Origin of the sequence: Roseibacterium elongatum DSM 19469 (assembly GCF_000590925.1) — a bacterium.
Taxonomy (GTDB): Bacteria; Pseudomonadota; Alphaproteobacteria; order Rhodobacterales; family Rhodobacteraceae; genus Roseibacterium; species Roseibacterium elongatum.
In genome coordinates, this window is sequence record NZ_CP004372.1 from 833,757 (window position 1) to 858,850 (window position 25,094).

At 65.6% G+C, this 25,094-nt stretch carries 26 protein-coding genes and 1 tRNA gene; 13 read left to right on the forward strand and 14 right to left on the reverse strand.

What is annotated here, in order from left to right; translation table 11 throughout:
* Positions 1 to 4: 4 nt before the first annotated feature.
* Together ROSELON_RS04030 and ROSELON_RS04035 are read right to left on the reverse strand one after the other, a co-directional pair.
* Complete coding sequence (locus ROSELON_RS04030; protein WP_025311150.1) at positions 5 to 628, reverse strand: enoyl-CoA hydratase/isomerase family protein; 624 nt, start codon at positions 626 to 628, stop codon at positions 5 to 7.
* Complete coding sequence (locus ROSELON_RS04035) at positions 625 to 1,386, reverse strand: SDR family oxidoreductase (protein ID WP_025311151.1); 762 nt, start codon at positions 1,384 to 1,386, stop codon at positions 625 to 627. Before ROSELON_RS04035 ends, ROSELON_RS04030 begins: the two co-directional genes overlap by 4 nt.
* A 169-nt stretch (positions 1,387 to 1,555) precedes the next feature.
* Between ROSELON_RS04035 and ROSELON_RS04040 the strand changes: the two genes are divergently transcribed.
* The 6 genes from ROSELON_RS04040 to lpxK all read left to right on the forward strand — a co-directional run bounded on the left by ROSELON_RS04040 (position 1,556) and on the right by lpxK (position 7,922).
* The gene (locus tag ROSELON_RS04040) at positions 1,556 to 3,058 is read left to right on the forward strand and encodes a DUF2125 domain-containing protein (RefSeq protein WP_025311152.1); all 1,503 of its coding nucleotides are present in this window, start codon (positions 1,556 to 1,558) and stop codon (positions 3,056 to 3,058) included.
* Positions 3,059 to 3,166: 108 nt separating this feature from the next.
* A complete protein-coding gene (locus ROSELON_RS04045) occupies positions 3,167 to 4,516 on the forward strand; it encodes a TldD/PmbA family protein (RefSeq protein ID WP_025311153.1) in 1,350 nt (449 codons plus the stop codon).
* Positions 4,509 to 5,297: a 3'(2'),5'-bisphosphate nucleotidase CysQ gene (locus ROSELON_RS04050; protein ID WP_038650900.1), complete on the forward strand. Its 789-nt coding sequence runs from the start codon at positions 4,509 to 4,511 to the stop codon at positions 5,295 to 5,297. The genes ROSELON_RS04045 and ROSELON_RS04050 overlap by 8 nt, the downstream gene beginning before the upstream one ends.
* 86 nt (positions 5,298 to 5,383) lie before the next feature.
* On the forward strand, positions 5,384 to 5,629 hold the full coding sequence (locus tag ROSELON_RS04055) for a DUF4170 domain-containing protein (protein ID WP_025311155.1): 246 nt from the start codon (positions 5,384 to 5,386) through the stop codon (positions 5,627 to 5,629).
* A gap of 8 nt (positions 5,630 to 5,637) precedes the next feature.
* Positions 5,638 to 6,936 (forward strand): 3-deoxy-D-manno-octulosonic acid transferase, encoded by a 1,299-nt coding sequence (locus ROSELON_RS04060; RefSeq protein WP_025311156.1) that lies wholly within the window; start codon positions 5,638 to 5,640, stop codon positions 6,934 to 6,936.
* Positions 6,936 to 7,922, forward strand: coding sequence for a tetraacyldisaccharide 4'-kinase (gene lpxK, locus ROSELON_RS04065; protein WP_025311157.1), 987 nt, complete (start codon positions 6,936 to 6,938; stop codon positions 7,920 to 7,922). Before ROSELON_RS04060 ends, lpxK begins: the two co-directional genes overlap by 1 nt.
* A gap of 20 nt (positions 7,923 to 7,942) precedes the next feature.
* Here lpxK and ROSELON_RS04070 read toward each other — a convergent pair whose 3' ends face one another.
* Genes ROSELON_RS04070 through ROSELON_RS04080 form a run of 3 tightly spaced genes read right to left on the reverse strand, consistent with a single transcriptional unit; the run spans position 7,943 to position 10,300 of the window.
* On the reverse strand, positions 7,943 to 9,073 hold the full coding sequence (locus ROSELON_RS04070; protein ID WP_025311158.1) for a CaiB/BaiF CoA transferase family protein: 1,131 nt from the start codon (positions 9,071 to 9,073) through the stop codon (positions 7,943 to 7,945).
* A complete protein-coding gene (locus ROSELON_RS04075; RefSeq protein WP_245605408.1) occupies positions 9,070 to 9,762 on the reverse strand; it encodes a DsbA family protein in 693 nt (230 codons plus the stop codon). The genes ROSELON_RS04070 and ROSELON_RS04075 overlap by 4 nt, the downstream gene beginning before the upstream one ends.
* 10 nt (positions 9,763 to 9,772) lie before the next feature.
* Entirely contained in the window at positions 9,773 to 10,300 is a 528-nt protein-coding gene (locus tag ROSELON_RS04080) for a DUF721 domain-containing protein (RefSeq protein ID WP_025311160.1), read from the reverse strand.
* A gap of 83 nt (positions 10,301 to 10,383) precedes the next feature.
* Between ROSELON_RS04080 and mutY the strand changes: the two genes are divergently transcribed.
* Both mutY and ROSELON_RS04090 read left to right on the forward strand, forming a co-directional pair.
* Positions 10,384 to 11,457 carry an A/G-specific adenine glycosylase gene (mutY, locus tag ROSELON_RS04085; RefSeq protein WP_025311161.1) on the forward strand — a complete coding sequence of 358 codons (1,074 nt, stop codon included), beginning with the start codon at positions 10,384 to 10,386 and terminating at the stop codon, positions 11,455 to 11,457.
* A gap of 57 nt (positions 11,458 to 11,514) precedes the next feature.
* A complete protein-coding gene (locus ROSELON_RS04090; protein ID WP_025311162.1) occupies positions 11,515 to 12,657 on the forward strand; it encodes an alkane 1-monooxygenase in 1,143 nt (380 codons plus the stop codon).
* Here ROSELON_RS04090 and ROSELON_RS04095 read toward each other — a convergent pair.
* The 4 genes from ROSELON_RS04095 to ROSELON_RS04110 all read right to left on the reverse strand — a co-directional run bounded on the left by ROSELON_RS04095 (position 12,654) and on the right by ROSELON_RS04110 (position 15,825).
* Complete coding sequence (locus ROSELON_RS04095; RefSeq protein ID WP_025311163.1) at positions 12,654 to 13,289, reverse strand: NAD(P)-dependent oxidoreductase; 636 nt, start codon at positions 13,287 to 13,289, stop codon at positions 12,654 to 12,656. The two genes, ROSELON_RS04090 and ROSELON_RS04095, sit on opposite strands and share 4 nt — an antisense overlap.
* Before the next feature lie 132 nt (positions 13,290 to 13,421).
* Entirely contained in the window at positions 13,422 to 14,522 is a 1,101-nt protein-coding gene (locus ROSELON_RS04100) for a site-specific DNA-methyltransferase (protein WP_025311164.1), read from the reverse strand.
* A 112-nt stretch (positions 14,523 to 14,634) separates the two neighbouring features.
* Entirely contained in the window at positions 14,635 to 15,240 is a 606-nt protein-coding gene (locus ROSELON_RS04105; RefSeq protein ID WP_025311165.1) for a ribonuclease HII, read from the reverse strand.
* A gap of 99 nt (positions 15,241 to 15,339) precedes the next feature.
* Entirely contained in the window at positions 15,340 to 15,825 is a 486-nt protein-coding gene (locus tag ROSELON_RS04110; RefSeq protein ID WP_025311166.1) for a hypothetical protein, read from the reverse strand.
* A 158-nt stretch (positions 15,826 to 15,983) separates the two neighbouring features.
* Between ROSELON_RS04110 and ROSELON_RS04115 the strand changes: the two genes are divergently transcribed.
* The gene (locus ROSELON_RS04115; protein WP_342665318.1) at positions 15,984 to 16,376 is read left to right on the forward strand and encodes a hypothetical protein; all 393 of its coding nucleotides are present in this window, start codon (positions 15,984 to 15,986) and stop codon (positions 16,374 to 16,376) included.
* A complete protein-coding gene (locus ROSELON_RS04120) occupies positions 16,348 to 17,049 on the forward strand; it encodes a winged helix-turn-helix domain-containing protein (RefSeq protein WP_025311168.1) in 702 nt (233 codons plus the stop codon). The genes ROSELON_RS04115 and ROSELON_RS04120 overlap by 29 nt, the downstream gene beginning before the upstream one ends.
* A 78-nt stretch (positions 17,050 to 17,127) precedes the next feature.
* Here ROSELON_RS04120 and ROSELON_RS04125 read toward each other — a convergent pair whose 3' ends face one another.
* Positions 17,128 to 17,436, reverse strand: a complete 309-nt coding sequence (locus ROSELON_RS04125) for a twin-arginine translocation signal domain-containing protein (RefSeq protein ID WP_025311169.1) — start codon at positions 17,434 to 17,436, stop codon at positions 17,128 to 17,130.
* Between the two features lie 173 nt (positions 17,437 to 17,609).
* Here ROSELON_RS04125 and ROSELON_RS04130 point away from each other — a divergent pair, with 173 nt between their 5' ends.
* Positions 17,610 to 18,794: a cupin domain-containing protein gene (locus ROSELON_RS04130; RefSeq protein WP_025311170.1), complete on the forward strand. Its 1,185-nt coding sequence runs from the start codon at positions 17,610 to 17,612 to the stop codon at positions 18,792 to 18,794.
* Positions 18,795 to 18,903: 109 nt separating this feature from the next.
* Here ROSELON_RS04130 and ROSELON_RS19175 read toward each other — a convergent pair whose 3' ends face one another.
* From ROSELON_RS19175 to ROSELON_RS04140, 3 genes are all read right to left on the reverse strand, one after another.
* Complete coding sequence (locus ROSELON_RS19175; protein ID WP_245605409.1) at positions 18,904 to 19,632, reverse strand: putative PEP-binding protein; 729 nt, start codon at positions 19,630 to 19,632, stop codon at positions 18,904 to 18,906.
* Complete coding sequence (gene ppsA, locus ROSELON_RS04135; protein WP_245605410.1) at positions 19,629 to 21,311, reverse strand: phosphoenolpyruvate synthase; 1,683 nt, start codon at positions 21,309 to 21,311, stop codon at positions 19,629 to 19,631. Before ppsA ends, ROSELON_RS19175 begins: the two co-directional genes overlap by 4 nt.
* A gap of 197 nt (positions 21,312 to 21,508) precedes the next feature.
* Positions 21,509 to 21,585: transfer RNA gene (locus ROSELON_RS04140), tRNA-Arg, on the reverse strand.
* 155 nt (positions 21,586 to 21,740) lie between these two features.
* Between ROSELON_RS04140 and ROSELON_RS04145 the strand changes: the two genes are divergently transcribed.
* Together ROSELON_RS04145 and ROSELON_RS04150 are read left to right on the forward strand one after the other, a co-directional pair.
* The gene (locus ROSELON_RS04145; RefSeq protein ID WP_038650158.1) at positions 21,741 to 22,727 is read left to right on the forward strand and encodes a LacI family DNA-binding transcriptional regulator; all 987 of its coding nucleotides are present in this window, start codon (positions 21,741 to 21,743) and stop codon (positions 22,725 to 22,727) included.
* Between the two features lie 57 nt (positions 22,728 to 22,784).
* Complete coding sequence (locus ROSELON_RS04150) at positions 22,785 to 23,651, forward strand: LysR family transcriptional regulator (RefSeq protein ID WP_025311172.1); 867 nt, start codon at positions 22,785 to 22,787, stop codon at positions 23,649 to 23,651.
* Here ROSELON_RS04150 and ROSELON_RS04155 read toward each other — a convergent pair whose 3' ends face one another.
* Positions 23,652 to 25,067, reverse strand: coding sequence for an L-serine ammonia-lyase (locus ROSELON_RS04155; protein WP_025311173.1), 1,416 nt, complete (start codon positions 25,065 to 25,067; stop codon positions 23,652 to 23,654).
* Between the last annotated feature and the right edge of the window lie 27 nt (positions 25,068 to 25,094).

Consider the following 25,094-nt stretch of genomic DNA (forward strand, 5'->3'; position numbering starts at 1 on the left):
GGCGTCACCCGTCGCACATCGCCTTGATGCCGCGCAGGATGTCGGGCTTGCCCTGCAGCGCGGCCTCGGCGATCTCGTGCGCCGCCGCCAAGAGCCGGTCGCGCGGGATCACCCGGTCGACCAGCCCGAAGGACAGCGCCTCGTCGGACACGAGTTTCTGACCGCCCAAGAGCAACAGCTTGGCCCGCGCCGGCCCGACAAGATCGCGCAGGCGACCGGGGTCCGATGGTTGCGGCAAGAACCCGAGGCGCGCAACGGGATAGAAGAATTTCGCCCCCGGCACGGCGATGCGCAGATCGCAGGCCAGCGCCATGCCAAAGGCTCCGCCCGCCAGCGTGCCGTTCAGTGCCGCGATGGTCAGGCAGGGCAGGGCCGCGATGCCGCCCGAGACCTGCTCCCACAAGGGCGAGGTGGCCAGACCGGCGCGCGCCTCGTCCAGATCGGCACCGGCGGAGAACACCTTGTCCCCCGCGCCGGTCAGGATCATCGCGCGCAGATCGTCGTCGGCGGCGGCCTCGGCCGTGATCTCGACCAGACGGCGCAGCATGTCCGAGGTCAGCGAATTGGCCTTGTCGGCGCGGTTCAGGGTAACGGTCCAAAGCCCGCCTTCGCGGGTGACGTCGATCATGCGACCAAGCCCAGCCGCGCGCGTATATCCTGATCGCGCAGCGAAATCTCCTGCCCAAGAAACGCGTCCGCATCGCGCGTACACATCCAGGCCAGCGCCTTGGCGGGCCAATCGGGCGGAATGTGATCGGACCATTCCAGCTGGCTGACGGGGTTCACACCCGAGGCCTTTATGTCCTTTTGCATCTGCGTGGCCACGGTGCCGGGCGACAGGCCCATCGCGCGGATGCCCCGCGCGCCGTATTCCAGGTGCAGGCAGTCGGTCAGCATCGCGGCCCCGGCCTTGGAACTGCAATAATGGCTCCACCCCTCGAGCGGGTTATGCGCGGCCCCCGAACTGATGGTGATGATGGTTCCGCCATCGGGCTGATCCAGCATCAGCGGCAAGGCGGCCCGCATGCCGTTAAAGACCCCCTTGAGGTTGATGTCGATCACATGGGCCCAAGCGTCGGGATCGACGGTGGCCAAATGCGCCACTGGCTCGATCGCACCCGCGTTGTTGATCAGGATATCGAGACTGCCATACTCGCTTTGGGCCGCGGACAGGGCGGACTCGACCTCCCAGTAGCGGGTCACGTCGCAGGGCACGGCCAGCGACTGCGCCCCGATCTCGCCGGACAGCCCGGCGATGGCGTCGCGATCACGGGCCAGCAGCACCACGTTGGCCCCGCGCGCGGCCAGTTCCCGCGCGGTGGCCGCGCCGATGCCGCGGCTGGCCCCGGTGATGGCGGCGGTCTTTCCGGTCAGATCGTTGTTCATCGCCCTCTCCCCCTTGCGTGGATGCGTCGCTTTCCCAAGGGCTACCTGCCATGGCGCGGGACGGCCAGCCCAAAGAATCGAAGGTCAGGCTTTCCCGCCTTGACGCTGCGCCCGCGCGCCCGAACACTCGGGCCTCGTGATCCCACGTATTCAGTGTCGGACGGAGCCCATGTCGCATATCCCACAGATCGCCCGCAGCCTTTTCATTTGCACCCTCGGACTGGCCGCCCCCGCCCATGCCCAGGTCAGCGCCGCAGATCTGTGGGCCGACTGGCAGGCAACCGCCGCCGCATCGGGCCAGGAGATGACCGCCGAGGTCACCGAGACCGAGACCGGCCTTGTCCTGACCGATTTCACCACCTCCTTCGAACAGGATGGCACCACCAACACCGGCCATGTCGCGCAGATCACCCTGACGGAGATGCCCGACGGACAGGTCGAGATCACGCTGTCGGACACCTACACCGCGACGGTCAGTTTCCCGGAATACGATGGCGGGCCGCTGGTCACGCTGACCTTCGAGTTGACGCATGACGGGCTGGACATCGTGGCCAGCGGCGACGAAGACAGCCGCAGCTACGACTACAGCGCCGACGCCATCGCGCTGAACCTCGCCGAGATCAGCGCCGAGAGCTCCCCGCCGGAGATTACCTTCACGATGCAGGGCCGCGATCTGATCAGCAGCTACGACCAGCAGGGGACCGACCCCGCCACTCAGCGCTTCACCAGCGAAAGCACGATGGGCGCGGCCGAGGCCATGTTCGAGGTCATCCCGCCCGAGGGTCTGGACGGCCGCCTGAAGGTGGCCTTTACCATCGCGGAAATCGCTTCGACCGCGGACGGGGCGGTGGGCGCGCTGGCCCTGGCGGGACAGGCCGGGGCGACCGGCGCGCTGCCCGAAGGGTTCGATATCAGCGGCGACATCGCCTATGCGCGTTTTCTGATGGATATCGCCTTCGATGACGGGTCGGGCGTATTCGACATGAGCTATGTCAATGGCGGCGGGCGCTTTGCGACAACGCTGTCCCAGGGCGCGCTTGGCTATGACATCGCCACGCGGGACATGACGACCCGGATTTCCGGCAGCGAGATCCCGATCCCCATCGACCTGTCTGTCGGGGCGGCCGAGATCAGCCTGACCGCGCCGCTTTCGGCCTCAGAGCAACCGCAGGACGCCGCCCTGACCCTCGCCTACGAGGATGTCACCATGGCCGAGGCGATGTGGGCCATGTTCGACCCGACCCGCCAGATCCCGCGCGATCCGGCCTCGGTCGTGCTGGACCTGACGGCGCAACTGCGCCTGTTTCTCGACCTGACCGCACCCGAGGCGATGGCGATGGAGACGCCGCCGGGCGAACTGCGCGCCCTGACGCTGAACGACATGCGCCTGTCGCTGGGTGGGGCCGAATTGACCGGCACAGGGGACATGACCTTTGCCGAGGGGCAGGAGGTTCCGATGCCGGTGGGGGCGGTCGAGTTGAACCTGTCGGGCGGCAATGGCCTGCTGGATCAACTGGTGGCCGCGGGTCTTGTCCCCGCCGAACAGGCGGCGATGGCGCGCGGCATCGCGGGCATGTTCAGCCGGCCGGGGGCGTTCCCCGATACGCTCGAGACCACGATCGCGTTCGGCGAGGGCGGGACCGTCACGGCCAATGGCGTTCCGCTGCAATAACCCGGTGTGACCACGGGCGGCGCGTCGCGGCCACGCGCTTGGCCGCTTGCGCATGCCGGGGCGCGGCCCTAGGTCCTGTAGCGAATGACACCCCGCGAAGGACGCCCGATGACCGAAACCTCACTTGCCCCGCTTGCCCATGCCATGATCGAGGCCGCGCAACGGGCCGGGGCCGAGGCCGCCGATGCGCTGGTCGTCGACGGCACGTCGCTGTCCATCGGCGTTCTGAAAGGCGCATTGGAACAGGCCGAGCGCGCCGAGGGCATCGAGATCGGCCTGCGCGTCACGGTCGGGCCCCGGCAGGCGACGGTGTCGGCCTCGGATACCCGCCCCGAGACCCTGGCCGAAATGGCCGAGCGCGCGGTGGCCATGGCCCGCCTTGCACCGGAGGATGCAACCGTCGGTCTGGCCGATGCCGATCAGTTGAGCGAGCGGCGCGATGGCGCCGGGCTCGACATGCTCGACCCCAATGACGACCCCGACCCGGCCGCGCTGGAACAGGCCGCGCTGCGCGCCGAAGCCGCCGCACTGGCGGTCTCAGGCGTCAGCCAAGTGCAATCGGCCAGTGCTGGCTATTCGCGCCACCGTATCCACCTGGCCGCGACCAACGGCTTTTCCGGTGGTTACGCGCGCAGCGATTTCGGTCTGTCCTGCGTTGCCATCACCGGCAAGGGGCTGTCGATGGAGCGCGACTATTTCGGCGATGGCCGCAACCATGCCGCCGACCTTCTGTCGCCCGAAGAGATCGGCCGCCGCGCTGCCGAGCGTGCCGTGGCGCGCGCCAATGCCCGCCAGCCCAAGACCGGCGCCTACCCCGTCATCTACGATGAACGCATCTCCTCGGGTCTGATCGGGCATCTGCTGGCCGCCACCAATGGCAGCGCCATCGTGCGCGGCGCAAGCTGGGCGCGCGATCTGCTTGGACAGCAGGTCCTGCCCACGGATCTTGATCTTGTAGAGGATCCGCATCGCCCCCGCACCTCCGGCTCGCGCCCCTTCGATGCCGAGGGGTTGCCGACCACGCGCCGTGCCATCGTCGAAAACGGCGTGCTGACGGGATGGACACTCGACCTGGCCACCGGGCGCAAGCTCGGGTTGCCCTCGACCGGCAACGCCGCGCGCGGAACGGGAGGGCCGCCTTCGCCCTCGGTTGGCAACATCGCGCTGACACAAGGCGACCAGAGTTTGCAGGATCTGATGGCCGAGATCGGCACGGGCCTGCTGGTGACTTCGCTGATCGGATCGTCGATCAACGCCACCACGGGCGATTATTCACGCGGTGCGTCGGGCTTTTGGATCGAGGGGGGCGAAATTGCCTATCCCGTCAACGAATGCACCATCGCGGGCAATCTGCGCGACATGCTGCTGTCGATCCGGCCCGCCAATGATGCGCGCACCCATCTCAGCCGCGTAGTCCCATCGCTGCTGGTCGAAGGGATGACGCTTGCCGGTGCCTGAGACCACACCTGCCGAAGACCTGGACCTGCTGATCGCGGCGGCCCGCACCGCCGGCACGATCGCGCAGCAGCATTTTCGCGCCAATCCCGAGATCTGGCAGAAAGGCGACGAAAGCCCCGTGACCGAGGCCGATATCGCCATCGACCGTGTCCTGCGCACCGATCTGCTGGCGGCGCGGCCGGGATACGGCTGGCTGTCGGAAGAGACCGAGGATGATGCCGAGCGGCTGGACGATGATCGCGTCTTCATCCTGGACCCGATCGACGGCACCCGCGCCTTCATCGATGGTCAGGACAGCTACGCCCACGCGCTGGCCGTGGCCGAACATGGCCGGGTGATCGCCGGTGTCGTTTACCTGCCGGAGAAGGACAAACTCTATGCCGCTGCGCGGGATCTGGGCGCAACGCTGAACGGGCAGCCCATTCGCGCCTCGGCGCAACGCAGCGAGGCCGGCGCGCAATTGCTGGCGACCAAACCCACCATGAAGGAGGCGCATTGGCCCGGCGGCATCCCGCCGGTCAAACGGGTCTACCGCCCCTCGCTGGCCTATCGAATGGCCTTGGTGGCCGAGGGACATTTCGACGGTATGGCCACGTTTCGCCCGACATGGGAATGGGACATCGCCGCAGGCGCCATTCTTATAGAGGAATCTGGCGGCATCGTCACGGATGGCCATGGCAGGGACCTGCGTTTCAACCGGCGCCACCCCCAGGCCGATGGCGTACTGACGGCGTCACCCGGCCTGCATGCGGCGCTGCTGGGGCGGCGCCGCACCGCCTGACGGGCATTTCGCCTGCTTGACGCCCACAAGTCCGCGCGTAGGGTGCGGCAAACTTGACATCAACGACACACAGCAAAGGCCCCGCCATGCCCCAACGCCTGCACCTCGTTTTCGGCGGAGAACTGGTCGACCCGCAGCGCACGGAATTCGCCAATACCGACGACATCCATATCGTCGGCATGTTCCCCGATTATGCCAGCGCCTATGACGCTTGGAAGGCCGAAGCACAGCGCACCGTGGACAACGCCCATATGCGCTATTTCATCGCCCATATCCATCGCCTGCGCGACGAAGAGCAGGAGGTCTCGCCGACCGAGGAACTGGGCGGCTGAGGGCGCGCATGGGGGTGTCACCGGCACTTGCGCTATATCTGGCATGGTCCGGCCGTGGCGTCGCGCCCTTTGCCGAGCGCAAGCTGCGCGAGCGGCTGGAAGAGGGCAAGGAAGACCGCGAGCGCCTGAACGAGCGCCGGGGCGAGCCGCGCCTGCTGCGCCCCGAGGGGTCCCTGATCTGGTTCCACGCGGCCTCGGTCGGGGAATCGCTGGCCATTCTCGAGTTGATCCGGCGCCTGCTGGAGGACCGCGACGACCTGTCGGTTCTGGTGACCACCGGCACGGTCACCTCGGCCGGCGTGATGGCCGGACGCCTGCCGGAACGGGCGATGCATCAGTATATCCCGCTCGATGCGCGTCGTTTCGTGACCGGGTTCCTCGATCACTGGCGGCCCGATGTCGCCGTCTGGACCGAATCCGAGCTTTGGCCCACGCTGATCTGCGAGACCCATGCGCGCGGCATTCCGATGCTGATGATCAACGCACGCATGTCCAAGACCAGCCATGACAAGTGGCGATTCTTGCGCGGCATGGCCAAATCGCTGTTGCGCCGCTTCGATCACGCGCTGGTGCAGGATGACCTGAGCGAGATGTATCTGCGCCGGCTCGGGCTGCCGCATTGGCGGATGGAGGTGACCGGCACCCTCAAGGAAGGCGCCGCCGCCCTGCCCTGTGACGAGGACGAGCGCAGCGCCACCGCCGCGCATCTGGGCGGGCGTCCGGTCTGGCTGGCCGCCTCGACCCATGCGGGCGAGGAACGCATGGTGCTGGATGCCCACCGGATCGCCGTGAGGGCCAACCCGCGCCTTTTGCTGATCATCGTGCCGCGCCACCCCGAACGGGGTGACGAGATCGCGCAGATGATCCAGGCCGATGGCTGGCGCTTCAACCGCCGCACGGCGGACGAATTGCCCGATGACGAGGCCAACGTCTATCTGGCCGACACGATGGGCGAGTTGGGCCTGTGGTATCGGATTTCCCCGATCAGCTTTGTCGGCGGGTCGATGGAACCGATCGGCGGGCACAATCCGTTCGAGCCTGCCGCGCTTGGGTCGGCCATCCTGCATGGGCCCTATGTCACGAATTTCGTCGATATCTACCAGCGCCTGACCGAGGCCAAGGCCGCCTGGCTGATCTCGGGGCCCGACAAGCTCGCGATTGCGGTCAACGATCTGCTGAACCCCGACCGGGCCGCGTCGATGGCGCATGCCGCGTGGGAGGTGGTCTCGGCCGGGTCCGAGATCACCGACCGGGCCGTCGATCTGGTGCTGGAGCATCTGGACAAGCGCAAGGAGCGCCCCGACTGATGCGTGCGCCGCTGTTCTGGCATCAAGCGCCCGGTGTGGTGTCGACATTGCTGGGGCCGCTGGGGGCGGTTTACGCGGCCGGAACGCGGCGCAGGCTGGCGCGGGGGTCGCGCGCGCGGGTCGGTGTGCCGGTGATCTGCGTCGGCAACATCAACGCGGGCGGCACGGGCAAGACCCCCACGGCGATGGCGCTTGCGATGCGCCTGTCGGCCCGCGGGATCAAGGCGCATGCCGTCACGCGCGGTTATGGCGGCAACCTCGAGGGACCGGTGCAGGTGCGCGAGCTATCGCACACGGCCGATGAAACCGGCGACGAGGCGCTGCTGCTGGCCGCCTTTCTGCCGACATGGGTGGCCAAGGATCGCGCCGCCGGGGCCAGGGCCGCGGTCGAGGCCGGGGCCGAGGCGATCATCCTCGATGACGGGTTTCAGAACGCGGCACTGGCCCATGACCTGTCCCTCGTCGTGGTCGATGCGCATAAAGGCTTTGGTAATGGCCGCGTGATCCCGGCAGGCCCCTTGCGCGAGCCGGTTGCGACCGGCCTGGCGCGGGCCGATCTGCTGCTGTCGATCGGACCCGAGGGCGCGCAGGACAGATTTGCGGCAGAATGGGGCGACAATATCCCGATACCGCACGCCAAGGGGCACCTTGCGGCGCTGCCCACCGGGTTACCGCTGAACGGTTTGCCGGTTCTGGCCTTTGCCGGAATCGGGCATCCCGAAAAGTTCTTTCAGACGCTCAAGGGGCTAGGGGCCGATCTCCGCTCGGTTCACGCGCTGGACGATCACCAGCCCCTGACCGACACGCTGATGACGCGGATGCTGCGCGAGGCCAAGCAACTGGGTGCCCAAGTCGTCACGACCGAAAAGGACGCCGTGCGTCTGCCCACCGAATTGCGCCCCAAGGTGATGACGGTCCCCGTCAGGCTGGAGGTGCCCGACTGGGCCCCGATCGACGCGCAGCTGAATCGCATCTTTCAGACCTGACGGGCCGAGGCGAAGGCGCCTCAACTCCAGCCGGGGATGTCGTCATCTTCCCCAAGCTTGGGCGCGGGCCGGTCCAGCGCCAGCTCGGCATCGGAAAAGCGGAAAGGCGGGCGCACGCCCGGTACGCCATCCAACTCGATCTGCATGCCACGTGCCTGCACCTGCGGATCGGCGAACACCTCGGCCAGGTCGTTGATCGGCCCGGCGGGCACGCCCTGCGCCTCGCAGGCGGCCAGCAACTCGGCCTTGGAACGTTTCAGCGTCGCCTCGGTCAATCGCCGGGTCATCTCGTCGCGATTGGCGATGCGGTCGGCGTTGGTCAGAAACTCGGGCGCTGCGGCCATGTCGTCGAGGCCCAGCAGACGGCACAGCCGCTGGTATTGCGCGTCGTTGCCCGTGGCGATGATGATCCAGCCATCGGCGCAGTCGAACACCTGATAGGGCGTCAGGTTCTGATGCGCGTTGCCAATCCGCTCAGGCGGGGTGCCGGTGGTCAGGTAGTTCATCGCCTGGTTCGCCATGAAGGCGGTTGCGACGTCGAAAAGGCCCATGTCGATATGCTGGCCCTGCCCCGTCTGGTCGCGCAGGCGCAGCGCGGCAAGGATGGCATTGACGGAATAGAGACCGGTGAGAATATCGGTGACCGCAATGCCCACCTTTTGCGGCTGACCCGAGGGGTCACCCGTCACGGACATCACGCCGCTCATGCCCTGGATGATGTAATCGTACCCCGCGCGGTGGGCATAAGGCCCCGTCTGCCCGAACCCGGTGATGGAACAGTAGATCAGACCGGGGTTGATGGCGCGCAGACTGTCGTAATCGAGGCCGTATTTCGCCAGCCCGCCAAGCTTGAAATTCTCGATGACGACATCGGCGTCGCGGGCAAGCTCCGTGACGCGCGCCTGCCCGGCTTCGGTGCGGAAATCGACGGTAACCGATTTCTTGCCGCGATTGCAGGAATGGAAATATGCGGCCGAGGTGTCGCCGTCCCGGACGACGAAAGGCGGCCCCCAGCGGCGGGTATCATCGCCTTGCGGGGCCTCGACCTTGATGACCTCGGCCCCTAGATCGGCCAGCGTCTGACCGGCCCAGGGGCCGGCCAGGATACGGGCGAGTTCAAGGACCCGAACGCCGGTCAGCGGGGCGGTCATCCGTCGGCCTGGGCCTCTTCGAGGGCGGCATCCAGAAGGCCGGACAGATCCTCGTAGCTCATGTTGCCCAGGACCTCGTCATTGATCACCACGGCGGGAGTCCCCTCGATCGGGTGCACCTCCATGTTGGCCTCATAGCTGGCCAGCATGGCGCGGGCCATGTCCGCATCGGTCAGGCAGGCGTCCAGTTCGTCATTCGTCAGGCCGGCGGTGCGGCCGATGGCACGCAGGCTTTCGACCATGTCGGCCGGGCTGCCCTGCACCCAGTCGCGCTGGCGCTCATAGATCAGGTCGACGATCCCGAAATAGCGCATCTCGCCGCCGCAGCGCGCGACCATGCCCGCCCACAGGCCGGGCCGATCGAAATAGACCTCGCGATAAATGAACCGGACAAGGCCGGGTTCGATGTAGTCCTCGATCAGGCGTGGCTTCACATTGCTGTGGAAGGTCGCGCAATGCGGGCAGGTGAACGAGGCGTATTCATACAGCGTCACCGGCGCGTCCTCGGCGCCAAGCGCCATGTCCAGCACCTCGGGGGCCGCGCCATCCGCAGCGGTCTGGGCATGGGCCATGCCCATGGGCAACAGCGGGGCGGGCGTTTTCGGCCCTTGCAGCAGGCTGTAGCCGCCAAGGCCCAGTGCGCCCGCGCCTGCGCCGGCGATCAAAAGGGTTCTGCGGTCGATGGTCATGAAACGCTCCTCAAGTCTGTCTGTTGGTTAAAACGTTCCGGGCAAGGGCCGCAAGCGCGTTGCGCAGCCCCTCGTCCTCGATATGGGTCAAGCCGGCGGTGGCCCGTTCCAGGCGCTCGGGATCGGGTGGCACCTTGCCCGGTTTGGGTTTCGGGGCAAAGGCGACGCGCCCCTCGGCAAAACCGGTGGGCGCGGTCTGGGTCACTTGGACCCGGCTGACGGCGCGGTAACCGTAGCAGGCATTCACGCGCACAACGATATCCTCGCGCCGCATCTCGAGGATCGGCGCATTGGCCCCGGTGGTCAGCAGCACCAAGGTGCCACCAAAGCCGCGCCCATAGGTGATGCGCACGGGAAGGGCGATCTCGGCAATCTCGGCGCCGACGATCTCGGGCCAGTGGGTCAACAGCCGCGCCTCGGCAAAGCCGCGCTTCTCCGCGGGCCCCCGCAGATCCCCGGCCACAAGCGTGGCCGCACGTTCGAACCCGCGCTTGCGGCGGGCGGGCGGTTTGGGCGATGGGGTGGCTGTGCGGGCCATGGGTTGCTTTCCTCAGTTCTCGGGCAATCTATGCCGCATCGGGGTGCTAACCAATAACAGACCGACCGGGGGCGGGATAAAGCTTGCGTGACGAGGGGATACAGAATGCCCTTTTGGGCTGGTACGACACCCATGCCCGCGACCTGCCATGGCGGGTCGGCCCCACGGCACGGAAAAACGGCGCCTTGCCCGACCCCTATGGCGTCTGGTTGTCCGAGGTGATGCTGCAACAGACCACCGTTGCGGCGGTCAGGGACTACTTTCTGCGCTTCACGACGCTTTGGCCGACGGTCGGCGATCTGGCCGCGGCCGAGGATGCGGCGGTGATGGGCGAATGGGCGGGCCTTGGATACTACGCGCGGGCGCGGAACCTGCTGAAATGCGCGCGGGTGGTGGCCGGCGAGTTCGGCGGGCGGTTCCCCGACACCGAGGACGGATTGCGCGACTTGCCCGGGATCGGCCCCTACACCGCCGCCGCCATCGCCTCGATCGCCTTTGACCGGCCAGCCGTTGTGATGGACGGCAATGTCGAACGGGTGATGGCGCGGCTTTTCGCCGTGCAAACGCCCCTGCCCGCCGCCAAGCCCGAGCTCAAGACCCTTGCCGCGCGGTTGACGCCCGCGGATCGGCCGGGGTGTCACGCGCAGGCCGTGATGGACCTTGGCGCCACGATCTGCACCCCGAGGAACCCGGCCTGCGGGATTTGCCCGGTGATGACGGCCTGTGCCGCGCGCAAGGCGGGCATCGCCGCAGACTTGCCGACCAAGGCACCGAAGAAGGCCAAGCCCACGCGCCACGGCATCGCCTATCTGGTGCAGCGCGTGGATGGGGCGTGGCTATTGGAAACGCGACCCGACAAGGGGCTGCTCGGCGGGATGCTGGGCTGGCCCGGCAGCGACTGGACCGAGGGCGCGCCTACGGATGCGCCGCCCGTTGCCGCCGATTGGCGCGATCCGGGGTTGGAGGTGCGCCATACCTTTACGCATTTCCACCTGTCCCTGTCGCTGCGACTGGCCTGCGTTGGGCTGGACACGGTGCCGCAAAGGGGCGAATTCCATGACCTTGCCACATTCCGGCCCGCGAACCTGCCCACGGTCATGCGAAAAGCCTTCGACCTCGCCAAGGGGGCCATGCCCGCGACATCGGCGCCGCATTGACGCCACGCCACAACAGGCAGACCCTTTCGCTGTAACTGGGTGAACGGAGCCGTGGCCATGATCCCCGCTGAACAAGTACAAAGATTTCGAAATGCCATGCCCTTTTGGGCGTCGATCCTGCTGATCCCGCTGATCCTGTTCGTGGCGACACAAGGAGGGTGGTGGCTGATCCTGATGCCGCTCAGCACCTGGTGGCTGTTCACGCTGCTGGATGCGATCACGGGGCTGAACCTGGAAAACGCCGATCTGGACACGACCGAAGATCAGCTTTTCTGGTATCGCCTGATCACGATGATCTGGTTTCCGCTGCAATTCGCGGTGATCTTCGGCCTGATCTGGTACGCCCAGCACAGCACCCACCTGAGCATCGGCGAAAAGCTGGGGCTGTTCTTTGGCGTCGGCGTGATTTCGGGCACCATCGGCATCGTCTACAGCCACGAGTTGATGCACCAGAAAACCAGATCCGAACGCTGGCTGGCCGATCTCCTTCTGGCGACGGTGCTGTACTCGCATTTCAGGTCTGAACACCTGTTGGTACACCACCGGTATGTCGGCACGCCACGCGACGCCGTGACGGCGCGCTACAACGAAGGGTTTCACCGCTTTTTCCCGCGCGTTCTGGTCGAAGGCTACGGGTCGGCCTTTCGGTCCGAGGCGGCCATGCTGCGGCGCAAGGGGCGGGCGTGGTATCACCCCGCCAACCCGTTCTGGACATTTTGGGCGCTCCAAGCGGCATGCCTGGCCTTGGCCTATGCGCTTGGCGGCTGGGGTGGCCTTGGCCTGTTCGTGTTTCAGGCCTTTGTCGCCGTCTGGCAGTTGGAGCTGACCAATTACGTCGAGCATTACGGCCTGACCCGGCGTTACCTTGGCGATGGCAAATACGAACATGTCCTGCCCCGCCATAGCTGGAACGCGGCGCACACGGCGTCGAACTGGCTGCTGATCAATCTGCAGCGCCATTCCGATCACCACTACAAGCCGCACCGCCGCTTTCCATTGTTGCAGAACCATTCCGAGGACGAGGCCCCGCAATTGCCCTTCGGCTACCCGGTGATGACCGTTGCCGCGATGATCCCGCCGGTCTGGAAACGCGTGATGAACAAGCGCGTCAAGGCGTGGCGCAGGAAATACTACCCCGACATCGCGGATTGGCACCCCTACAACAAAGGGCTGAATCCGCCCCCGCGCGGCGCGGCCTAACGCTGAATGGCCGGGGTCTTGTGGATCTCGGTGCCGTTCTCGGCCGCGCCGACCAGGTAGTGGGCGACATCGGCGCGTGCGATCACGCCCTGGCGCCACGTCTCTGGCTCGACCAGCACCTGATAGCGGCCCGTCCCCTTGTTGTCGGTCAGGATGCCGGGGCGCGCGATCGTCCAATCCAGTGACGACGCCTTGATCAGATCCTCTTGCACGGCCTTGTCGGCATAGGCCCGGCCGAGAATCGCCTTGAACGTCACCTTCTCGGGCCATGACAGCTTGGCATAACTGTCGCCCGCCCCAAAGCCGGTGACGGTCAGAAACCGCTTAATGCCAGCGGCCTCCATCGCGGGGATGATCGCCCGCGCGGCGTCGGAAAACAGCGTCGTGGGCATCAGCGCCTTGGCATTGCGGGGCACACCAATAGCGAGAATGACAGCCTCTGCATCGGCGACGGCCTTGGCCATGTCCTCTGCGTCGGTGGCATCGCCGGGCAACTTTTCGAGGTTCTCATCCTCGATGTCGATCTTGTCGGCGCTGCGCGCGACGGCCCGCACGTGGTGGCCGCGCGACAGGGCCTCTTCCATCACCTTGCGGCCGATGCCGCGGGTCGCTCCGATAACCGTGATCCGCATGACGATACCTCCTACCCCACCGAGATAGGTGCCTCGCATGACAACGCAATGAAAAGACCCCGCCGACCGGATCGGTGGCGGGGCAAGGGGCCACCGATGCGAATGCACCGGCAGGACGGTTTTCGTATCAGGTCAGCGGCCCATCTCGGCGCGGATCTGCTGGCGCAGCACGTCGATGGACACGGTTTTCCCATCACGGCGGAAATGCCAATAGGTCCAGCCGTTGCATGATGGCGCCCCCTCGAGCGTCGCGCCAACCTTGTGGATCGACCCCTTGACGTCATCGGCGATCAGCGTGCCGTCGGCGCGCACCTTGGCCATCTGGCCCCGTGGGCTGACCAGCATCTCGCCGGGCCGCAACATGCCCCGCTCGACCAGCTGACCAAAGGGCACGCGCGGTTCGGCCCGCTTGGATTGCGTGACCTCCAGCGCGGTCTTGTCGAAGCGGCGGACCTTTGACAGGCGCTTTTCGGCGACCTTGCGATAGGCCTCTTCCCGTTCGATCCCGATCCAGTCGCGGCCCAGCATCTTGGCCACGGCCCCGGTGGTGCCGGTGCCGAAGAACGGGTCGAGCACGACATCGCCCGGCTTGGTGCACCCGACAAGGATGCGATGCAGCAATGCCTCGGGCTTTTGCGTCGGGTGGGCCTTGTCGCCCTTGTCGTCCTTCAGCCGCTCGCCGCCATTGCAGATCGGGATGACCCAGTCTGACCGCATCTGCACGCCGTCGTTCAACTCTTTCAACGCCTCGTAGTTGAAGGTGTATTTCGCCCCCTCGTCGCGACTGGCCCAGATCATCGTCTCATGGGCATTGGTCAGGCGCTTGCCCCGAAAATTGGGCATCGGGTTCGATTTGCGCCAGACCACGTCGTTGAGGATCCAGAAGCCCTGGTTCTGCAATTCGGCGCCGACGCGGAAGATGTTGTGATAGCTGCCGATGACCCACAGCGCGCCGTCGGGTTTCAACAGGCGACGCGCCTCGGCCAGCCAGGCGCGGGTGAACTCGTCATAGGCGCGGAAACTGTCGAACTGGTCCCAATGATCGTCGCAGGCGTCAACTTGCGTGTTGTTCGGACGATGCAGGGTGCCCTTGAGCTGCAAATTATAGGGCGGATCGGCAAAGATCAGGTCCACGCACGCATCAGGAAGCGCGCGCATCGCCTCGATGCAATCGCCGGACAAAATGGAATTGAGCGGCAGCACAGCTGCCGGTGTCTTGGTATTCGTGGTCATCGTCTGCCTCGTTCCGACGCCTCTGACGGGCGTTTGGTTCGTTTGCGCAGAGAGTCGCCGAAACGCGATTCGCCGTCAATTTATTTTTTTGAATCAGAGACTTGGGCGAAATTTAGGCACACAAGATATTGTGCACGGGGCGGAAGGAACGTCTATGGTGCGGTGTGACCCCAATATCTTGGAGTCCCTGAAGATGCAGTTTTGTCGGATAGCCTGCGTTCTTCTCCCACCCGTAGCCGGGGAATTCCTCGGCCAAGCGTATCATCACCGCGTCGCGGGCGACCTTGGCAATGATCGAGGCGGCGGAAATCGACAGCGACAGGGCATCGCCCTTGACCACGGCCGTGGCCGGGCAAGGCAACCCGTCGGGGATCGCGTTGCCGTCGATCAGCGCATGGGTGGGCGGCGTCGGCAGCCCCTCGACCGCGCGGCGCATGGCCAGCAGGGCGGCGTTGCGAATGTTGATCGCGTCGATCTCTTCGACGCTGGCCCACCCCAGGCTGACCTCGGCATGGGCCTCGATGGCCGTCCCCAACGCCGTGCGGCGCGCGGCGGTGAGTTTCTTGGAGTCGTTCAGGCCGGGCGGCAACCTGCCAGGGTCCAGCACGACCGCTGCGGCGGTGACCGGACCCGCCAGCGGGCCGCGGCCCACCTCGTCCACGCCGGCGACGCGACCGCCAAGGGCCGCCTCGCGGCTGAAATCGGGAACACTGCGCATGCCGATGTCATTCCACGCGGGCTCCCCCGGCACAAGGTGGGACGACGTACCTTTGGCACGCCGCCCCCTTCTTGTGGTGCTGCTCGAATATGGCGGGGATCAGTGGCGGCGCAGGTCGGCCTCGCGCAGCCAGCCGTTTCGGGCCAGGCACCGGCCGCCGTAGATCATGCGCGGCCCGCGCTCGGTCTGTACGCGGCGCAGGCAATTATGCGGCAGCAGGTCGGGCACCCGCACATTGTTGCGCATGCAGCGGCGGACATAGCCACGATAGACGCCGTTGCGATCCCGCCCCTGAACAAAGCAGCGCGCGGGGGCCACCAGCAGGTGGCGGCGCGGCGGACGGATGTCACGCGGCGGATGCCCGTGGCGCGGCCAGTCATAGATGCGATCGACCTCGATCACGCCCCCCCGGTGATCCGGGTCGAGCGCCTGACCCAGAGCATACAGCGCGATGAGGCCGCCGATCAGCGCGGCGGCATCCTCGCCATCAGCCTGTGCTGGCCGGGTCGAGGCGCCGATCGCACCGAGGATCAATAGCAAAGACAAGCCTGCGGCGGGCAGGAAACGGGAAAGGATGGGGGGCATGGCGGAACCTCCTGATTTGGCAAGGGATGGGCCGCGACCTGAACATAGGCGCAATGCGGCCGCAGAGCATGCCCCAACGCTCCCCCAGCCGCGCGCGGACAGGCAATATCGTCGCGTGGTTATCCGATAACCGGCGCGTTGAAGCGGGCTGTCATTGCATGACACAGCACACTCTTGCGATCAGGGGGACGGTGCAGCAGGGTTGCGAGGCGACCGGACTGCGCCGCGAGGAAAACCGAGCCAGAGACCCGACCCAGATGAACCGCCTTCTGAAAATGTCGCTCATCGCCGCCGCCTTCGCGGCGGTCGCCGCGCCACTGCAGGCCGCGTGCTACGCGGATTATCGCGCGAATATGGATAACCCGCTGCGACTGCATTACGGTGTGATCCAAGTGCCCGACAACGCCTGTACGGTCACGGCCGCCGCGCCGGTGATCGCCGGTCGCATCGCGTCGGGCGGTTGGACATTGCTGCAGGTGATCTCGGTCTTCGACGACTCGGGGCTCGCCTCGAGGAGGGCCGATGCCGGAGAGTACTACCTCCGTTACTGAAACACGGGTCGGCACGACACGTGTCATCCAGTTGGGGGTTCTGGTCGTGGTCGCCATCCTGGTGGCCTCGGCGGTCTTGCTGTTCGTGAACCTGCCCGATGCCGACGCCTTCAACGAGGCGGTTCAAACCATCTTCGTCGTGAACGACGTGCGCGACCCCGACGCGATCCGCATGCTCGAGGTACTGGCGCAAACCGGCACCACCTTTTCCAAGGTTCTGGGCAGCTATCGCACCATCATCTTCGTGCTGATGGTCTTCGCCTCGGCGCTGTTGGTGGCGTGTCTGATCTTTCTGATCACGATCATCACCCTCAACCGCCGCATGGGCGAGATCGAGCGCCAGGGCATCCAGGTTTCGTCGCTGATCCTCAGCCGCGAGGAGGGGGTCGTTCTGATCAACAACCTCGAGTTCAAGCTGACACAGGCGGCGATGGAAACGCTGAGCGTTCTGGCCGAGGCGCGTATGGACGACGATGTTCTGACCGGTTCGCAGATCGAGGCCATGGTGTCGGGCAAGCTGGAATCCGACGTGGACGAGGCCGCCGGCGCGACCCGCATCAAGCGGTTGCGCGACACATTGGGCAACCAGATCGTCAGCGAATTGCTGGTCAAGAACATCGCGCGCAAGGGCTATGTGCTGGCCATCGACAAGAAGGTCATCCGCATGATGTGATGCGGATGATCCGCGCGCCGAAATGAAAAAACGCGATGCCGGGGCACCGCGTTCAGGATTTCATGCCATCGCGGCCAATCAGCAGTAGGGCGCCCCGCGGCCATACCCTGGGCGGTCGGTGCCACCCGATCCGTTATCGGCGTCGGTATAGCCGGTATAGACACCACCCGACCCACGGCCGCAGCCGCCACGGTCCCTCCACGCGCCGTTGTCGCTATCGATCACCTGGGCATGGGCCGACCCTCCGGTCAGTGTCGCGGTGCCCGCGGCGGCCCCACCGGCCGCCATCAGCCCAAGGAACCCACGGCGGTCCGTCTTCTGGGGCTGATGGTCGGTTGTGATCTGATCGTCGGTCAGTGTCTTCTTCTTGTCGTCTTCGCTGGACATTGGGGCAAAACTCCTGTGCGCGCCGTCTGGCTGGTAAAAAACGCGCGACCTTAGGCGTGTTGATGTCGCTGCGTCAACGAAAGCCGTTCAAAAGATACACGGAAAGACTGTGCAGACCGTGCTGGCATGCTCTGTCCTTTTTCTAAGGAATGCAAAATTTTGACGGATGAAAGATGACTGACAGCGATTTCGGCTTCGACTGGACCATTGCGCCCGAAAAGCGCGACACCTTTTTCACCGACTATTTCGAAAAGAAACCGATGGTCGTGCGCCGCAACGATCCCGATTACTACAAGGCGTTGCTGAGCTACGAGGATATCGACCGGGTCATCACCACGATGGGCCTGCACCATCCCGAGATCAACGTCACCAAGGCCGGGGGCACCATCACCCCCGAGGATTTCGCCTACGAGTCCGGCATGATTGATCCCGTCCGGGTGAACCAGTTGTTTGCCGACGGGGCCACGGTGATCCTGTCGGGGCTGCACGAACGTCTGCCCAAACTGGCGCGGTATTGCCGCGCGCTCGAGGCGGTCATGTCCTGCCGTGTGCAGACGAACATCTACATGACCCAGGCCCAGACCCAGGGGTTCAAGGCCCATTACGACAACCACGATGTCGTCGTGCTGCAGATCGAAGGCACCAAGGAATGGCGCATCTACGACACGCCGGTCGACCTGCCCCTGAACAGTCAGGCCTTCAACCCGCACGATGTCGAGATCGGCGAGGAAACCGACCGGTTCCTGCTGCATCCGGGCGACATGCTGTATGTGCCGCGCGGTCTGGCCCACGACGCCGTCGCCACGGGCGAGCCGTCGCTGCACATCACCACCGGCCTGATGCTGCGGACATGGGCCGACCTGATGGCCGAGGCCGTGCATGTTCTGGCCCATGACGATGTTGCGTTTCGTCGCGCGCTGCCCCCCGGCCATGCGAATGCCGGGTTCGATGCCACGGAGCATGCCGCGACCTACGCGGCCCTGATCGACAAACTGGCCGATGCGCCGTTGGCCAAGCTGCTGGCCAGCTTCAAGATGGAGTTCCTGATGAACCGCGTGCCACGGGTTGAAGGGCAGATGGCGCAACTGGCCCGGCTGGACGGGTTGAGCGTCGGTGACCGCGTTGGTGCGCGCCCGCATCTGATCTACGACCTTGCGCGGCTGGACGAGGACGGGATCGTCCGGCTGGTGTCCCAGGGGACCGAAATCGTGATGCCCGATTTTGCCCATGACACGCTGGCCTATGCGGTGTCGCACGATGATTTCACGATTGCGGACATGCCGGGCGAGTTGGACGATGCCGGCAAACTGGTTCTGGTCAAGCGGCTGATCCGCGAAGGCCTGTTGATGCTGCACTGATCCGCCACGCTGCATGACGCAACCTGTGCAAGGGGCGCGCGCCCCCTTGGACGGGCGGTTCGGTGATGTCGGCCTGTCGCGGGTCGCCAGACGGGGCATCCCGCCACGATCACCCGGTCGAGCTGTTGCGCTCGGCCTCGGCCACGATGGTCTTGACCGCGAAAAAGCTGTCCGGCGTCACCGAGATCGTATCGATCCCTGCATCGACGAGGATCTGCGCAAAGGCCGGATCGTTCGAGGGGGCCTGCCCACACAGGCCCACCTTCCGGCCCGCGGCATGGGCGCGCTCGATGACATGCCGGATCATCCACAACACCGCCGGGTCGCGCTCGCGGAACAGATGCGCAAGGGCGCCCGAGTCGCGATCGACCCCCAGGGTCAGTTGGGTCAGGTCGTTCGACCCGATGGAAAACCCGTCGAAGCGTTCGGCAAATGCCTCGGCCAGGATCACGTTCGAGGGCACCTCGCACATGACATAGACCTGAAAGCCGTTCTCGCCTCGTCTCAGTCCGGCCGCGGCCATCACCTCAAGCACGCCATCCGCCTCTTCGGGGGTGCGGCAGAACGGGATCATCGCGATCACATTCGCAAAGCCCATCGTGTCGCGCAGATACCGGATCGCGGCGCATTCCAGCTGGAACCCGGCCTTGTACTCGGCCGAGGTATAGCGGGCCGCACCACGGAACCCGATCATCGGGTTTTCCTCCTCCGGCTCGAACCCCGCCCCGCCAAGCAGCGCGGAATACTCGTTCGTCTTGAAGTCGCTCATCCGCACGATGGCCGGTTCGGGCCAGACCGTTGCAGCGATCTGGCCAAGGCCGCGCGCAAGCGTTTTCACAAAGAATCCTCGGCGCTGTCATGGCCCCGGATCAGGTGGGCGATCTCCACGCGTTCGGCCTCGCCCAGACGGTCGGGATGCAGCAGCGCCATGGGATGCGCCTTGATCGTGTTGGCGATCACGAATTCCATCCGTGCCAAACCGACCCCGGCGGCGGGCAGGCGCCACCACCGGGCCGCGGCCGAGGGGTTGGCGATGTTCAGCATGACCCGTGTGCGCGTGTCCGGGATCGTGTCGTGATGAAGGGTTTCGACCTCGATCTCGGCCAGACCGTCATAGACCACGCCGCCCGACCCCTCGGCGCAAGACACCGTCACCTCCTGCCCGTCATGCAACAGGAACGTCGCATTGCCGGTCCCGACAATCGCTGGCAGACCCAATTCCCGGCTGACGATGGCGGCATGGCTGGTGCGCCCGCCCGAATCCGTCACGATGGCGCTGGCGCGCTTCATGATCGGCACCCAATCGGGGTCGGTCGTGCCGGTCACCAGGATGCCCCCATCGACAAAGCGGTCGATATCGGCGGCACTCTCGATCAGGCACACTTGCCCGCTTGCGGCGGCGCTGCCAACGGAAAGCCCGGTCAGCAAGGGTTTGCCCGGCGACTTGACCGTGTAGCTTTTCATGGCAGCATCTTCGAGGCGCGACTGCACCGTTTCGGGGCGGGCCTGCACGATGAACAGATCGCCGGTGTCGCCATCGCGGGCCCATTCCATGTCCATCGCACAGCCGTAATGCGCCTCGATCGTGACGGCGGCCCGCGCAAGCTCGACGATCTCGGCATCGGACAGGACGAAATGGGCCCGTTCGGCCCTCGAGGTCGGGACATTGCGGGTCGGGCGCGCGGGATCCGAGGACAGGATCATCTTGATCTCTTTCGCCCCGAGCGCCTTTTCGACCACGGGCACCAGATCGGGATCGTCCAGAAACGGCTTGAACACCTGGTATTCGTCAGGGGTCACCGCCCCCTGCACCACGTTTTCCCCAAGGCCCCAGGCCGCGTTGATCAGCACCAGCTTGTCAAAGCCGGACTCGGTATCGATCGAGAACATCACCCCCGACCCGCCCGTGTCCGAGCGCACCATCTGCTGCACCCCGACCGACAAGGCCACCGACAGGTGATCGAAGCCCTGCACGCGCCGATAGCTGAGCGCGCGATCGGTGAACAGCGAGGCATAGCAACGCCGACAGGCATCGAGAAGCGCCTCACCCCCGCTGACATTGAGAAAGGTTTCCTGCTGCCCGGCGAAACTGGCATTGGGCAGGTCCTCGGCCGTGGCCGAGGATCGCACGGCAACCGACAGATCGGGATGGCCGGTGCGGTCGCACAGCCTGGCATGGGCCGACAGAAGATCGGCGCGCAACGCCTCGGGCCAGTCCCCGCGCAGCACCATGTTGCGAATGGCCTGACCGGTCTGTTGCAGGCTGGCCTTGCCACCATCCCATGCGTCGATGGCCGCCGAAATGCCGGGCCGCAGGTCGTTGTGATCGAGGAACGCCCAGAACGCATCGGAGGTGGTGGCAAAACCCGGCGGCACCCGAATGCCGGCCTGGGACAACTCCTGCACCATTTCCCCCAGCGACGCGTTCTTGCCGCCGACAAGTCCGACATCGCCACGGCTCAGGTCGTCGAACCAGATGATACTTGGCGTCGATGCGCCCGCTTCACCGGTGGCCATTCGAGAATCCTCCCCTGTTCGTTGCCTCAACCCTAGGCCCCAAGGGAGCGCAGAGCGGTGACACACGTCAAGGTTGATTTCACCCAGATCACACGCCAGCCCCCGCAAGCGACCGCCCCGGCACCCCGTCCGTCTCGGGCCAGGCGGACAGCGCCCCCAGGGCAAACCCCGGGCACATTCGGCATATAACAAAAGGCTGGTGACCCCGGCAGGACTCGAACCTGCAACCTATCCCTTAGGAGGGGATTGCTCTATCCAGTTGAGCCACGGGGCCGACATCGCCTTTGTCGACGATTTCCACGGGCCGTGCAACCATGCTCAAGGCGGGTTGCGGTGCCGCCCGTTGCGCGCGTATCAATGGGTGCTAGCGCTATCTTTTTGGGAACGACATCTTTGCGCGGACGCAATCCCTTTGACGGCAAACCCCAGATGACCCTGCGCGATGTGGCAGAGGTCGCGGGCGTCTCTGAAATGACGGTCAGCCGGGTCTTGCGGCAACGGGGGGATGTCTCGGCCAAGACCCGCGAACGTGTCTTTGCCGCCGCGCGCCAGCTTGGCTATGTGCCGAACAAGATCGCGGGGGCCCTCGCCTCGAACCGCGTCAACCTTGTCGGCGTCGTGATCCCGTCGCTGTCGAACATGGTGTTTCCCGATGTGCTTGGCGGTATTGGCGATATCCTCGATGAAACGCCGCTGCAGCCGGTGATCGGCACGTCGAAATACGACCCCGTCCACGAAGAGCATGTGATCTACGAAATGCTCAGCTGGCGGCCCTCGGGGCTGATCGTTGCGGGCCTGGAACACACCGAGGCCGCCCGCGCGATGATGGCCAATGCCGGCATCCCGATGGTCGAGGTGATGGATGTCGACGGCGACCCGGTCGCGGCCGCCGTCGGGATCAGCCACGAGGCCGCCGGACGGCAGATGGCGGGCGAGATCGTGCGCCGCGGGTATCGCCGCATCGGCTATCTGGGCTCGTCCTCCATCGCGGATCATCGGGCACAGAAGCGGCTGAAAGGGTTCCGGCAAGGTCTGGCCGAGGCCGGGGTCCCGCTGAGCGACGAATGCTTTTATGCAGGCAGTTCGGGCTTCGGCACCGGGCGGGCGATGACGCAGGAAATCCTGGCGAAAACCCCTGATCTCGATTTTCTCTATTACAACACCGACATGAATGCCGCGGGCGGGTTGCTGTACCTGCTTGAGAAGGGTGTTTCGATCCCGGATCAAATCGGCCTTGCCGGCTTCAATTGTTTCGAAGTTCTCAACGGCCTGCCCTTGCGGATCGCCTCGATGGACAGTCGGCGCAAGGATATCGGCCGCCGCGCCGCCGAGCTTGTGGCCGCCAACGAACTGACCGATGAGGTCGTCCGGTTCGATCCGGTGTTCCTCGAGGGGGACACAGTCCGCCGCGGCTGAGCCGGCGGATTGCAAAAAATCTGACCTTTATTCGGTATCGTTCTATATTCTGCCAATATGGATCAGTTGAACTATCATCACCTGCGCTATTTCCGCGAGGTCGCCCATCAAGGCAACCTCACACGGGCCGCCGAGCGGCTGAACCTGTCGCAATCGGCCCTGTCGAGCCAGATCAAGACCCTCGAAGCGCGCTTGGGTCATCCGCTGTTCGATCGTGTTGGCCGCGAGCTGCGATTGAGCGAGGTCGGGCGTATCGCGCTGGACCATGCGGATCGGATTTTCGGCACCGGGGAAGAGTTGCTCGCCACGCTCGCCCGGGTGGGGCCGGCCCGCACGCCCCTGCGGATCGGGGCGCTTTCCACCCTGTCGCGCAATTTTCAGATGGAGTTTCTGCGCCCCGTGCTAGGCCACCCCGAGACTGGCATCGTTCTGAGGTCCGGCAATGCGCAAACGCTGCTGGATGCGCTGAAATCGCTGGCCCTTGATGTCGTGCTGACGAACGAGGCCCCGATCTACGACGAAAACGCCAGCTTCACCGCACACAGGATCGCCGATCAACCCGTCAGCCTGCATGGTGTGCCCGGCCGTCTGCATCATGACAGCCTGCAGGGTCTGCTTCAGGCCGAGCCATTCATCGTTCCGACCGAAAGCACGATCCGCACAGGGTTCGACGCGCTGGCGGCAACACTGGGCGTTCGCCCCCATGTGGCGGCGGAGGTGGATGACATGGCCATGGTCCGACTGCTGACACGCGAGGGGATCGGCGTGGCCATTGCGCCGCCGGTCGTCTTTGCCGACGAGATCGCGTCAGGCACCCTCAGCCGCGCGCCCTTCGACCTCGACATTCTCGAAACCTTTTTCGCCGTGACCGTGCCGCGCAGCTTTCCGCACCCGATGCTCAAGACCCTGCTGGCCCAGGCGTGATCAGCATTCGGGAATGTTCACGGCCAGCCCGCCCTGGCTGGTTTCCTTGTATTTGTGGGACATGTCTATCCCGGTCTGGCGCATCGCCTCGATGCAATTGTCCAGCGGGATAAAATGCGTGCCATCCCCGCGCAGCGCCAGCGAGGCCGCCGAGACGGCCTTGATCGCGCCCAGGCCGTTGCGTTCGATGCAGGGCACCTGCACCAGACCCGCCACCGGGTCGCAGGTCATGCCAAGGTGATGTTCCAGCGCGATCTCGGCGGCGTTCTCGACCTGTTCGTTCGTGCCGCCAAGCGCCGCGCACAACCCGGCGGCGGCCATGGCGCTGGCTGATCCGACCTCGCCCTGACAACCCACCTCGGCCCCCGAAATCGAGGCGTTGTGCTTGATCAGTCCGCCAATCGCGGCCGCGACCATCAGGAAATTTCGCCGCCCCTCTTCGGTCGCGCCGATGCAGTGATCGCGGTAATAGCGCATCACGGCGGGCAGCACCCCGGCCGCCCCGTTGGTGGGCGAGGTGACGACGCGCCCACCGGCGGCGTTCTCTTCGTTGACCGCCATCGCGTAGACCGACAGCCAGTCGTTCACCGTGTGGGGCTGGGCGATATTGGTGCCGGCCTCGGCCTTGAGTTGTTCATGGATTGCCCGCGCGCGACGCTTGACGCGCAATCCGCCGGGCAGTTCGCCCTCCATCCGCAGGCCGCGCTCGATGCAATCGTCCATCGCGGCCCAGATCGCATCGACCCGGTCGCGCAATTTGGCGCGGGGCATCAGGCACGCTTCGTTCGCCCATTTCATCTGGGCGATGGTCATGTCCGCCGTACGGCCCATCGCCAGCATTTCGGCCGCCGAGCCGAACGGATAGGGAAAGCCCGCCTCTGCCTTTTCGGCATGGAGCGCCGATGCGCCGCCCTGATCCTGCCCGGCCAACTCGCGCGCGGTCAGCACGAAGCCGCCGCCGATCGAATAGTAGGTCTCCTCCATATAGAGGTTCCCCGCCCGGTCGAAGGCCTGCAGGATCATGCCATTCGCATGCCCTGGCAGGGGTGGGCCGTAGTCAAAGACAAGGTCGATGGAGGGGTCGAAACGCAGAGGCGGCAGATCGGGGGGCGTGACCATCGCCTCGGCACGGATGCGGGCCTCGATCACCTCGGCCCTGTCGGGGTCCAGCGTATGCGGCTCGAACCCGGCAAAGCCCAGGATCACGGCCCGGTCTGTGGCGTGCCCTTTGCCGGTGAAGGCCAGGGATCCATGCAAACTGCATCGCAGGGCCGCCAGATCGCCCGCGCCCGGCTCTTTCACGCCACCCCCGCGCAGATCCGCGAGGAACCGGGCCGCCGCCGTCATCGGCCCCATGGTATGGGACGAGGACGGGCCGACCCCGATCTTGAAAATGTCGAAGACACTCAGAAACACCGCGCCCTCCCTGTTTTGGCGCAGCAT